This window comes from Streptomyces luteolus, from assembly GCF_029968015.1.
GTDB classification, from domain to species: domain Bacteria; phylum Actinomycetota; class Actinomycetes; order Streptomycetales; family Streptomycetaceae; genus Streptomyces; species Streptomyces luteolus.
The window spans coordinates 38,632-50,477 of sequence record NZ_JASCIS010000024.1 but is presented as its reverse complement, the minus strand read 5'-3'; the positions used below and the strand labels follow the sequence as shown (position 1 = coordinate 50,477).

At 70.8% G+C, this 11,846-nt stretch carries 10 protein-coding genes; 7 read left to right on the top strand and 3 right to left on the bottom strand.

All coding sequences use genetic code 11. The features are described 5' to 3' along the window. The first annotated feature begins 47 nt into the window (after window positions 1-47). From QIT00_RS23080 to QIT00_RS23070, 3 genes are read left to right on the top strand one after another with little or no spacing between them, the layout of a single operon-like run. Window positions 48-983 (top strand): ABC transporter ATP-binding protein, encoded by a 936-nt coding sequence (locus tag QIT00_RS23080; RefSeq protein WP_282537266.1) that lies wholly within the window; start codon window positions 48-50, stop codon window positions 981-983. Beyond that, window positions 980-1,747 (top strand): ABC transporter permease, encoded by a 768-nt coding sequence (locus QIT00_RS23075; protein ID WP_282537265.1) that lies wholly within the window; start codon window positions 980-982, stop codon window positions 1,745-1,747. Before QIT00_RS23080 ends, QIT00_RS23075 begins: the two co-directional genes overlap by 4 nt. Before the next feature lie 42 nt (window positions 1,748-1,789). Continuing rightward, window positions 1,790-2,836, top strand: coding sequence for a COX15/CtaA family protein (locus QIT00_RS23070; RefSeq protein WP_282537264.1), 1,047 nt, complete (start codon window positions 1,790-1,792; stop codon window positions 2,834-2,836). Between the two features lie 83 nt (window positions 2,837-2,919). On the opposite strand, the gene QIT00_RS23065 is transcribed toward QIT00_RS23070, so the two are convergent. The 3 genes from QIT00_RS23065 to QIT00_RS23055 all read right to left on the bottom strand — a co-directional run bounded on the left by QIT00_RS23065 (window position 2,920) and on the right by QIT00_RS23055 (window position 5,489). Beyond that, window positions 2,920-3,999 (bottom strand): amidohydrolase family protein, encoded by a 1,080-nt coding sequence (locus tag QIT00_RS23065; protein WP_282537263.1) that lies wholly within the window; start codon window positions 3,997-3,999, stop codon window positions 2,920-2,922. A 57-nt stretch (window positions 4,000-4,056) separates the two neighbouring features. After that, window positions 4,057-4,401: a hypothetical protein gene (locus QIT00_RS23060; RefSeq protein ID WP_282537262.1), complete on the bottom strand. Its 345-nt coding sequence runs from the start codon at window positions 4,399-4,401 to the stop codon at window positions 4,057-4,059. Window positions 4,402-4,502: 101 nt separating this feature from the next. After that, entirely contained in the window at window positions 4,503-5,489 is a 987-nt protein-coding gene (locus QIT00_RS23055; RefSeq protein WP_408909833.1) for a heme o synthase, read from the bottom strand. A gap of 391 nt (window positions 5,490-5,880) precedes the next feature. Between QIT00_RS23055 and tkt the strand changes: the two genes are divergently transcribed. Genes tkt through opcA form a run of 4 tightly spaced genes read left to right on the top strand, consistent with a single transcriptional unit; the run spans window position 5,881 to window position 11,837 of the window. Next, window positions 5,881-7,968: a transketolase gene (gene tkt, locus QIT00_RS23050; protein ID WP_282537261.1), complete on the top strand. Its 2,088-nt coding sequence runs from the start codon at window positions 5,881-5,883 to the stop codon at window positions 7,966-7,968. Between the two features lie 49 nt (window positions 7,969-8,017). After that, window positions 8,018-9,172 carry a transaldolase gene (gene tal / locus QIT00_RS23045; RefSeq protein ID WP_282537260.1) on the top strand — a complete coding sequence of 385 codons (1,155 nt, stop codon included), beginning with the start codon at window positions 8,018-8,020 and terminating at the stop codon, window positions 9,170-9,172. A 2-nt stretch (window positions 9,173-9,174) separates the two neighbouring features. Then, window positions 9,175-10,710 carry a glucose-6-phosphate dehydrogenase gene (gene zwf, locus QIT00_RS23040; protein ID WP_282537259.1) on the top strand — a complete coding sequence of 512 codons (1,536 nt, stop codon included), beginning with the start codon at window positions 9,175-9,177 and terminating at the stop codon, window positions 10,708-10,710. After that, complete coding sequence (opcA, locus tag QIT00_RS23035; RefSeq protein ID WP_282537258.1) at window positions 10,707-11,837, top strand: glucose-6-phosphate dehydrogenase assembly protein OpcA; 1,131 nt, start codon at window positions 10,707-10,709, stop codon at window positions 11,835-11,837. Before zwf ends, opcA begins: the two co-directional genes overlap by 4 nt. The last annotated feature ends 9 nt before the right edge of the window (window positions 11,838-11,846 follow it).

The window sequence follows — 11,846 nt, the reverse complement described above, 5'->3', positions numbered from 1 at the left end:
CCAGGCCCCGTACCGGGCACGCGGAAGCCCTCTCTAGACTTCCCGGCATGCATGAAGAGCCCGTCGCAGGCGGCGTCCTCCAGGTGCGCGGCCTGGTGAAGCGGTACGGATCCAAGACCGCGGTGGACGGCCTCGACCTCACGGCCCACGCGGGCGTCACCGCCGTACTCGGCCCGAACGGCGCCGGCAAGACCACCACGATCGAGACCTGCGAGGGCTACCGCAGGCCGGACGCGGGCCAGGTCCGCGTCCTCGGCCTCGACCCGGTCAGGCAGGCCGCCGCGCTGCGCCCGCGGATCGGCGTGATGCTGCAGTCCGGCGGCGTCTACTCCGGCGCCCGGGCCGACGAGATGCTGCGCCACATGGCGAAGCTGCACGCCCACCCGCTGGACGTGGACGCCCTGATCGAGCGTCTCGGCCTCGGCTCCTGCGGCCGTACGGCCTACCGGCGGCTCTCCGGCGGACAGCAGCAGCGGCTCGCCCTCGCGATGGCCGTGGTGGGCCGGCCCGAGCTCGTCTTCCTCGACGAGCCGACCGCGGGCCTCGACCCGCAGGCCCGCCGCTCCACCTGGGACCTGGTCCGCGAGCTGCGCGCCGACGGCGTCTCCGTCATCCTCACCACGCACTACATGGACGAGGCGGAGCAGCTCGCGGACGACGTCGCGATCGTCGACGCGGGCCGGGTCGTCGCCCAGGGCAGCCCCGAGCAGCTCTGCAAGGGCGGCGCCGAGAACACCCTGCGCTTCACCGGCCGCCCGGGGCTCGACGTGGCCTCGCTCCTGAAGGCCCTGCCGACGGACAGCGCGGCGGCCGAGCTCACCCCGGGCTCGTACCGCGTCACCGGCACCGTCGGCCCGCAGCTGCTCGCCACCGTCACGTCCTGGTGCGCCCAGCACGGCGTGATGCCGGAGAGGATCTCGGTGGAGCGGCACACCCTTGAAGACGTCTTCCTGGAGCTGACCGGTAAGGAGCTGCGCGGATGAGCGCCGGTACGTATACGCCGAAGCCGGGAGCGGCCCCCGTCGGGCGGATGATCGCGGCGCAGGCGGCCCTGGAGACGAAGATGCTGCTGCGCAACGGCGAGCAGCTGCTGCTCACAGTGGTCATCCCCTCGCTGCTCCTGGTCCTCTTCTCCACGGTCGACATCGTCGATACGGGCAGCGGCGAGGCCGTGGACTTCCTCGCGCCGGGCGTGCTCGCGCTCGCCGTGATGTCGACGGCCTTCACGGGCCAGGCGATCGCGACCGGCTTCGAGCGGCGGTACGGCGTGCTCAAGCGGCTCGGCGCCTCGCCGCTGCCGCGCTGGGCCCTGATGACCGCGAAGACGCTGTCGGTCCTGGTCACCGAGGTGCTGCAGATCGCGCTGCTCACGGCGATCGCCCTCGCGCTCGGCTGGTCCCCGCACGGCGACCCGCTCTCCGTGGCGCTGCTCCTGGTCCTCGGTACGGCGGCCTTCTCCGGGCTCGGCCTGCTGATGGCCGGCACGCTCAAGGCCGAGGCCACGCTCGCCGCCGCGAACCTGGTGTTCCTGCTGCTGCTCGTCGGCGGCGGCGTGGTCGTGCCGCTCGACAAGTTCCCGGATGCGGCCCAGTCCGTGCTCGGTCTGCTGCCCATCTCGGCGCTCTCGGACGGGCTGCGGGACGTGCTGCGGGACGGGGCGTCGATGCCGTGGGGCGCGGCGGGTGTGCTGGCGGTATGGGCGGTCCTCGGCCTGGGGGCGGCGGCCCGGTTCTTCCGCTGGGAGTAGACCGTCCGCTTTCGCTCCCCCTCGTGAACCCCTCGTGAACCGATGCACAAGGCCCCCTCTACGATGGTGCGCGTGCCGAAGTTGACCCGAGCCGACCTGGCTCAAGCCGCGCGCAATCCGCTCGCCTTCATCGCCGAGCGCTGGACTCCCGAAACCCGGACGGCCCGGCTCGCGGCGCTCACCGCCCTCGTCATGAGCTGCGTGATCGTGGTCACCGGCGGCGCCGTCCGGCTGACCGGCTCCGGCCTCGGCTGCCCGACCTGGCCGAAGTGCACCGCCGACTCCCTCACCGCGACCAGCGAGATGGGCGTCCACGGCGTCATCGAGTTCGGCAACCGCATGCTCACGTACGTGCTGTGCGCGGCGGTCGGCTGGGCGATCATCGCGGCCCGCTCGCAGAAGCCGCGCCGCCGCAGCCTGACCCGGCTCGGCTGGGCCCAGTTCTGGATCGTGATGGGCAACGCGGTCCTCGGCGGCATCGTCGTCCTGGTGGGCCTCAACCCGTACACCGTGGCCGCGCACTTCCTGCTCTCCACGACGCTGATCACAGTCGCCACGCTGATGTGGGTGCGCACCGGCGAGGGCGAGGGGGACGCCGCGCCGCGTCCGCTGGTCGGCAAGGCCGTGCGGCAGCTGGTGTGGTGCCTGATCGTCGCGTCGGGCCTTCTGGTCGCGATCGGCACGGTGGTCACGGGCTCGGGTCCGCACGCCGGTGACTCCAGCGACGTACCCCGGATGGACATCGGCGCCATCGGCCTCGACTGGGAGGGCGTGTCCAAGCTGCACGCGGTCCTCGCCTGGATCGTGGTCTCGCTGACCTTCGCGCTGTGGTTCGTGCTCAAGGCGGTCGACGCCCCGCGCGGCCCTCTGGCCCGCACCCGCGACCTGTTCCTGATCCTGCTCGCCCAGGGCGTGATCGGTTACGTGCAGTACTTCACGGAGCTGCCCGAGGTCCTGGTCGGCGCGCACATGCTGGGCTCGTGCCTGGTGTGGATCGCGGTGGTACGGGTCCTGTTGGCCCTGCACGAACGCCCGCGCGCGGAACCGGGTATCCCGTCCCAGGCGGACCCGGAGCTGTCGACGGTCTGACCGCCACGGGGCTCCGCCCCGGACCCCGCTCCTCAATCGCCGGAGGGGCTCAATTTTGAGCCCCTCCGGCGATTGAGGAGAAATCAGCTCAGCCCGTACACCCTGCGCGCGTTCCCCGACGCGATCAACCCCGCCACGCGATCCGCGTCCGCCCGCGACCACGCCCCCTCGGCCACCCACCCCCCGAGCACCCGCCCCAGCGCCTCCCGGAACAGCTGGGCCCCGACCACATGCAGCTCGGGCAGGCCGTGCGCGCCGCTGGAGAACAGCAGCTTGCCGAACGGGGCGAGTTCGAGGATCTCCGCGAGCAGCGTCGCCGCCCGCGCCCCGCTCCGTACGACCGCGGGGCCGAGGTCCGCGTAGACGTGCGGGAACACCCCGGCGAGGTGCGCGGCCTGACGGTGGTACGGGTAGCCGTGCAGCAGCACCAGATCCGTGCCGAGCCCGGCCGTGGCCCGCGCGAACTCCCCCACGTACCGCTGCGGATCCCCCGTACCCGCGTGCAGTTGGAGCGGGAGACCGGAGGCCACGGCGATCCAGACGAGGTGCCGCAGGAGTACGGGATGGGTGAGGCGGTCGCCCACGCGGCGCCCGGCGAGCCAGCGGTCGGCGGCGCCGCGCACCTCCCCGGCGTCCGGCGGCTGCGGCGCGAGGGCGAGGCCGTGCGCGCCCCCGACGGAGGCGAAGGCGACGGCGCCCGCGGCGGCTCCGTGGACGCACTCGGCGAGGTTGGCGAGGAAGGTCTCGACGGTGCCGGAGGTGTCGGCGACCTGCTCGGCGAGGAGTTCGAGGCGGACGATCTCGTGGGCCTCGGCGGCGCCCGCGGCGGCCAGTTCGGGCGGCCCGGTCAGATCGCCGGGCAGCCCGGTGTCGACGAGATACGTGCCGATGCCGGTGGCCCGGAGCAGCCGGCGGCCCGCCTCGATCACGCCGAGCTCGCGGCGCCTGGCCAGATAGCGGGCGGGCTGGCAGTGCGGTTCGAGGCCGAGCAGCGGCGGGCACCAGCGGCGCACCGCGAACCCGGTCTGGGTGTCGAAGAAGGTGGTGCCGGGGGCGGGCGGCCCCTCGCCCCGGCCGAGGTGGGCCTCGAAGGTGCCGAGGCCCAGCTCCGTACGCAGCACCCCGTGGCAGCACTGGTCCACCAGGGGCGGTGTCTCGATCATCCGGGCTCCCGTGCGTGGACCGTCTTCCGTCAACAGTCCTAACGGGTGAACCCGGTCTCAGGTGTTGCTCGGGCCCCCGACCTGCAGGCCCGCCATGCGCGACCACTCGTACCGACCGGTGACGACCTTGGCCGCGAACTCGCCGTCGAAGTCCTCGTGGACGGTGAGCCCGGACTTCTCCACCGCCCTGCGCGCCACGGCGTCGGTACGCGCCACGAGGTCGCCCCAGCCGCCGTCCTCACCGACGAGGACGATGCGGGAGCCGCGCTCCCCGAGGTAGGCGATCTGCGCCTCGGCGCCGCCGTGCGCCTTCGCGAAGGCGGTGATCTCCTTGGCGAGCTTCGCCGCCTGCCGCTCCGCGCGCCCGTCCGCGGGCTTCTCTTCGACCTTGGTGTCTGCCATACCCCGATGCTACTTGTGGGTATTCGGGCGCGGCAATGGCCCCTGACACACGGACGCCGGGCGGCTGAGGGGCAGCCGCCCGGCGTACGAGAGTCAGTGGCTCAGCGCAGGAACGGGTCCACCGCGACCGCCACGAACAGCAGCGACACGTACGTGATGGACCAGTGGAACAGGCGCATCTCCTTGAGCTTCGCGCCCGTCACCCCCGCCTTCGCGCGGGCCTGCAGCGCGTGCGCCTCCCAGAGCCAGAAGCCGCCGGTGGCCAGCGCGACCGCGGTGTAGAACCAGCCGGTGTAGCCGAGCGGCTGGAGCAGCAGCGAGATGCCGACCATGACCCAGCTGTAGAGGACGATCTGCTTGGCGACGACCTTGTTGGAGGCGATCACCGGGAGCATCGGGACCTGGGCGCGGGCGTAGTCGTCCTTGACCTTCATGGACAGCGGCCAGTAGTGCGGCGGAGTCCAGAAGAAGATCACCATGAACAGGATGACCGCGGCCCAGGACATCGAGTTGGTCACCGAGGACCAGCCGATGAGGACCGGGAGGCAGCCGGCGATGCCGCCCCAGACGATGTTCTGCGCGGTCCTGCGCTTGAGGATCATCGTGTAGACGACGACGTAGAAGAGCAGCGCGCCGAGCGAGAGCGCGGCGGAGAGCCAGTTGATGAGGAGCCCGAACCAGACCGTGGAGATCACGGCGAGGGCGACGCCGAAGACCAGGCCCTCGGTGGGGCTGATCAGGCCGGTGACCAGGGGGCGGTTCCGGGTGCGCTCCATGAGGGCGTCGATGTCCCGGTCGTACCACATGTTCAGGGCGTTGGCGCCGCCCGCGGAGAGGTAGCCGCCGAAGCAGGTCGCGAGGACCAGCCACAGGTTGGGCACGCCCTGCTCGGCGAGGAACATCACCGGGACCGTGGTGATGAGGAGCAGTTCGATGATGCGTGGCTTGGTCAGTGCCACGAACCCCATGACGAGGGGACGGATCGGCCGACGGCCGGAGTTCGCCACGCCCTCGGACTCGAGCTCACCCGCCGTGCCCTCGGCACGGGCGGTGCCCCCGCCTGTTGGACGGGATTCAACGGCCGTCACGCACACCCCTGACAGAGACTCCCAGCAAGCCGACCGTGGGTGTCACCTGAACATGAAGACCCGGTAAAGGCTCGCGCGTACCACGCCACTGTAGACGTAGGCCATACCCGGCTCTTCGCGGGGGTCGGTCGTGTTGGGCCGGTTGCCGCGACGCTGGTCCGGCGCCCGCCGACGGCCCTGTGGCGCACCGCCGGTGAACGGCTCGGGAGGCGAAGGTGACAGACCCCCGGCAGTCTGGGACGAGTCGAAAAGATGCACGCTCGCGCGGCGGTAGGCTCGACAGCGACCGGCGCACGACGGCGCCGTGAGTCGACGACATACGACGGCGGACGACGACGTTCGGCGACGACGTTCGACATGTAGAGCATGTGGAGAGGAGCCCTGACCCAGGGTGAGCACCGAGCCGACCACCACAGATCTCGAGTGGACCGATCTGGACCAGCGGGCCGTTGACACCGCCCGCGTCCTGGCCGCCGACGCCGTACAGAAGGTCGGTAACGGCCATCCCGGTACGGCCATGAGCCTCGCGCCCGCCGCGTACACCCTTTTCCAGAAGGTGATGCGGCACGACCCCGCGGACGCCGACTGGGTGGGCCGCGACCGGTTCGTCCTCTCCGCGGGGCACTCGTCGCTGACGCTGTACATCCAGCTCTACCTGGCCGGGTACGGCCTGGAGCTCGATGACCTCAAGTCGTTCCGCACCTGGGGCTCGAAGACCCCGGGCCACCCGGAGTACGGCCACACCGCCGGCGTCGAGACGACCACGGGCCCGCTCGGCCAGGGTGTCGCGAACGCCGTGGGCATGGCCATGGCCGCGCGGTACGAGCGCGGTCTGTTCGACCCTCAGGCGCCCGCGGGCGAGTCCCCGTTCGACCACACGATCTGGGTCATCGCCGGTGACGGCTGTCTGCAGGAGGGCATCTCCGCCGAGGCGTCCTCCCTCGCGGGCCACCAGAAGCTCGGCAACCTCGTGATGCTGTGGGACGACAACCACATCTCCATCGAGGGCGACACGGAGACGGCCGTCTCCGAGGACACCCTCAAGCGGTACGAGGCGTACGGCTGGCACGTGCAGCGCGTCGAGCAGCTGCCCAGCGGCGACCTGGACCCGAAGGGGCTGTACGAGGCGCTGCAGGCCGCGAAGGCCGTCACGGACAAGCCGTCGTTCATCGCGGCCCGTTCGATCATCGCCTGGCCGGCGCCGAGCGCGCAGAACACCGAGGCCGCGCACGGCTCGGCCCTCGGTGACGAGGAAGTCGCCGCCACCAAGCGGGTCCTGGGCTTCGACCCGGAGCAGTCCTTCGAGGTCTCCGACGAGGTCATCGGCCACACCCGCGAGGCGCTGGAGCGCGGCGTGCAGGCGAAGGCCGAGTGGGAGAAGGGGTTCGCCGCCTGGCGCACCGCCAACCCGGAGCGCGCCGCCGAGTTCGACCGCGTCAACGCGGGCGAGCTCCCGGCCGGCTGGGAGGAGAAGCTCCCCGAGTTCGAGACCGGCAAGGGTGTCGCGACGCGTGCCGCCTCGGGCAAGGTCCTGCAGTCGCTCGGTGCGGTGCTGCCGGAGCTGTGGGGCGGCTCGGCCGACCTCGCGGGCTCCAACAACACCACGATCGACAAGACGAGTTCGTTCCTCCCCGAGGGCAACCCGCTGCCGGGCGCGGAGCCGTACGGCCGGACGATCCACTTCGGCATCCGCGAGCACGCCATGGCCGCCGCCATGAACGGCATCGCGCTGCACGGCCACACGCGTATCTACGGCGGCACCTTCCTGGTGTTCTCCGACTACATGCGCAACGCCGTCCGCCTGTCGGCCCTGATGCACCTGCCGGTGACGTACGTGTGGACGCACGACTCCATCGGCCTCGGTGAGGACGGCCCGACGCACCAGCCGGTCGAGCACCTCGCCTCGCTGCGCGCGATCCCGGGTCTGAACGTCGTCCGTCCCGCGGACGCCAACGAGACCGCGATCGCCTGGCGCGAGATCCTGAGGCGCTACACCAAGGAGTTCGGCAAGGGCACCCCGCACGGTCTCGCCCTCACCCGCCAGGGTGTGCCGACGTACGAGCGCAACGAGGAGGCCGCGAAGGGCGGTTACGTCCTGTTCGACGCCGAGGGCGGCGAGCCCGAGGTCATCCTGATCGGTACGGGTTCCGAGGTGCAGCTGGCCGTCGAGGCGCGCGAGCGGCTCCAGGCCGGGGGCGTCCCGACCCGTGTCGTGTCGATGCCGTGCGTGGAGTGGTTCGAGGAGCAGTCGCGGGAGTACCGCGACAGCGTCCTGCCGCCGTCGGTCAAGGCGCGTGTGGCGGTCGAGGCCGGTATCGGTCTGACCTGGCACAAGTACGTCGGCGACGCCGGCCGGATCGTCTCCCTGGAGCACTTCGGCGCCTCCGCCGACGCGAAGGTCCTCTTCAAGGAGTTCGGCTTCACCGGCGAGGCCGTGGCTTCCGCCGCGAAGGAATCCGTGGCGGCCGCGCAGCGCTGACGCTGACACCACGACTCACCCCTCATCACAAGCAGGAGATGCAATTTCCATGACAGACGCACTCAAGCGCCTCTCTGAAGAAGGCGTCGCGATCTGGCTGGACGACCTGTCGCGCAAGCGGATCACGTCCGGCAACCTCGCCGAGCTGATCGACCAGCAGCACGTCGTGGGCGTCACCACCAACCCGTCGATCTTCCAGAAGGCGATCTCCGGCGGGTGGGGGTCCCCCCGCTCGAGCGAAGCCGAGAGTGGGGGAGGTTACGAGCAGCAGCTCGCCGACCTCGCGGCCCGCAAGGTCACCGTCGAGGAAGCCGTCCGCATGATCACGACGGCCGACGTGCGCGACGCCGCCGACATCCTGCGCCCCGTCTTCGACGCCACCGGCGGCAAGGACGGCCGCGTCTCGATCGAGGTCGACCCGCGCCTGGCGCACAACACGGCGGCCACGGTCGCCGAGGCCAAGCAGCTGGCGTGGCTGGTGGACCGCCCCAACACGCTGATCAAGATCCCGGCGACCAAGGCCGGCCTGCCGGCGATCACCGAGGTCATCGGCAAGGGCATCAGCGTCAATGTCACGCTGATCTTCTCCCTTGAGCGGTACCGCGCGGTCATGGACGCCTACCTGGCCGGTCTGGAGAAGGCCAAGGCCGCGGGCCTGGACATCTCGCTGATCCACTCGGTGGCGTCCTTCTTCGTGTCCCGCGTGGACACGGAGATCGACAAGCGCATCGACGCCCTGGGCACCGAGGACGCCAAGGCCGCGCGCGGCAAGGCCGGCCTCGCCAACGCCCGGCTCGCGTACGAGGCGTACGAGGAGGTCTTCTCCTCGGACCGCTGGGCCGCCCTGGACAAGGCCAACGCCAACAAGCAGCGCCCCCTGTGGGCGTCCACGGGCGTCAAGGACAAGGCGTACAAGGACACCCTGTACGTCGACGACCTGGTCGCGCCGAACACGGTGAACACCATGCCGGAGGCCACCCTGGAGGCGACCGCCGACCACGGGCAGATCACCGGCAACACCGTCGCGGGCACGTACGAGCAGTCCCGCGCCGAGCTCGACGCCGTCGAGAAGCTGGGGATCTCGTACGACGAGGTCGTGCAGCTGCTCGAGGACGAGGGCGTCGACAAGTTCGAGGCGTCCTGGATCGACCTGCTCAAGTCGACCGAGGCGGAGCTCAAGCGCCTCGCCCCTTCGGAAGGCTGATCTTGTCTCCCACTGTCGACGGAGCCAACCCGCTTCGTGACGCACTGGACCGACGGCTCCCGCGTATCGCGGGGCCGTCGGGCCTGGTGATCTTCGGCGTCACGGGCGATTTGTCCCGTAAGAAGCTGATGCCTGCCGTCTACGACCTGGCCAACCGGGGGCTGCTGCCGCCGGGCTTCTCGCTGATCGGCTTCGCCCGGCGCGAGTGGCAGGACGAGGACTTCGCGCAGGAGGTGCACGACGCGGTCAAGGAGCACGCCAGGACGCCGTTCCGCGAGGAGGTCTGGCAGCAGCTGAGCCAGGGCATGCGGTTCGTGCAGGGCGACTTCGGCGACGACGAGGCGTTCGAGACGCTGAAGTCGACGATGGAGGAGCTCGACAAGGCCCAGGGCACGGGCGGCAACTTCGCCTTCTACCTGTCGGTGCCGCCGAAGTTCTTCCCCGAGGTCGTCCAGCAGCTGAAGAAGCACGGCCTTGCCGACCAGCGCGGGGACTCCTGGCGGCGCGCGGTCATCGAGAAGCCCTTCGGGCACGACCTGGCCTCCGCCCAGGAGCTGAACGCCATCGTGCACGAGGTGTTCAAGCCCGACCAGGTCTTCCGTATCGACCACTACCTCGGCAAGGAGACCGTCCAGAACATCCTGGCGCTCCGCTTCGCCAACACGCTCTTCGAGCCGATCTGGAACCGGTCGTACGTCGACCACGTGCAGATCACGATGGCCGAGGACATCGGCATCGGCGGCCGCGCCGGGTACTACGACGGCATCGGCGCCGCCCGTGACGTCATCCAGAACCACCTGCTCCAGCTGCTCGCCCTGACCGCGATGGAGGAGCCCGCCTCCTTCGACGCGGACGCGCTCGCCGCCGAGAAGACCAAGGTCCTCGGCGCGGTGAAGATCCCCAAGGACCTGTCGAAGGGCACGGTCCGCGGGCAGTACGCGGCGGGCTGGCAGGGCGGCGAGAAGGTCATCGGCTACCTCCAAGAGGACGGCATCGACCAGCAGTCGAAGACCGACACGTTCGCCGCCATAAAGCTGGAGATCGACAACCGCCGCTGGGCGGGCGTCCCGTTCTATCTGCGCACCGGCAAGCGCCTCGGCCGCCGGGTCACCGAGATCGCGGTCGTCTTCCAGCGCGCCCCGCACTCCCCCTTCGACCACACCGCGACCGAGGAGCTGGGGCAGAACGCCCTGGTCATCCGGGTCCAGCCGGACGAGGGTGTCACGATGCGGTTCGGCTCGAAGGTGCCGGGCACATCGATGGAGGTCAGGGACGTCTCCATGGACTTCGCGTACGGCGAGTCCTTCACGGAGTCCAGCCCCGAGGCGTACGAACGGCTCATCCTGGACGTGCTGTTGGGCGATTCGAACCTCTTCCCGCGCACCGAGGAGGTCGAGCTGTCCTGGAACATCCTCGACCCGATCGAGCAGCACTGGGACAGGAACGGCAAGCCCGCGCAGTACGCATCGGGCACCTGGGGCCCCGTCGAGGCGGACGAAATGCTCGAACGAGACGGACGGAGCTGGCGTCGGCCATGAAGATCGACCTCACGGACACCACGGCCAGCAAGGTCAACAAGGCCCTCGTCCAGGGCCGCCGCGCCATCGGCTCCCCCGCCATCGGCATGGTGCTCACCCTGGTCATCGTCACCGACGAGGAGAACGCTTACGACTCCCTGCGGGCGGCCAGCGAGGCCTCGCGCGAGCACCCCTCGCGCACCCTCGTCGTCATCAAGCGGGCCGCGCGCTCCCCTCGTGACCGCACGTCGTCCCGCCTGGACGCGGATGTGCGGGTGGGTGCCGACGCCGGTACGGGCGAGACGATCGTGCTCCGCCTCTACGGCGACGTCATCAACCACGCCCAGTCGGTGGTCCTGCCGCTGCTCCTCCCGGACGCCCCGGTCGTCGTGTGGTGGCCGGTGAACGCGCCGCTCGACCCGGCGAACGACCCGCTGGGCGCACTCGCCCAGCGCCGGGTGACCGACACGTACGCGGCGGAGCAGCCCATCCACGAGCTGGCCTCCCGCGCGGAGACGTACACGCCCGGCGACACGGATCTGTCGTGGACCAGGATCACCCCGTGGCGCTCCATGCTGGCCGCCGCTCTCGACCAGGTGACCTGCCAGGTCACGGCGGCCGAGGTGGAGGGCGAAGAGTTCAACCCGAGCTGTGAGCTGCTCGGCATGTGGCTGGCCGACCGGCTCTCGGTGCCGGTGACCCGCTCGCTGTCCAGCGGTCCGGGGCTCACCTCGGTACGTCTGGACACCGACTGCGGTCCGATCGTGCTCGACCGGGCCGACGGCTCCCTGGCGACGCTCTCGGTGCAGGGCCAGCCGGACCGTGCGGTGGCGCTCAAGCGGCGCGAGACGGCCGAGCTGATCGCCGAGGAGCTGCGCCGCCTCGACCCGGACGACACCTACGCGTCGGCGCTGAAGTACGGCGTCGACCGGCTCGCGGAGGCGGACGCGCCGAAGTCGGCCCCGCCGGCCGCGTCGCCGGCGGAGGCTGCTTCGGGTTCGGGTTCGGGTTCGGGCTCGGGTTCGGGTTCAGGTGCGGGTGCGGGTTCGGGCTCGGGTTCTTCGGGTGCGAAGAAGGCGGCCAAGTCCCCGGCGAAGAAGGCGAGTTCGGGTTCGGAATCCGGTACGTCGAGGGCGGCGTCGAAGTGAGTACGGCTC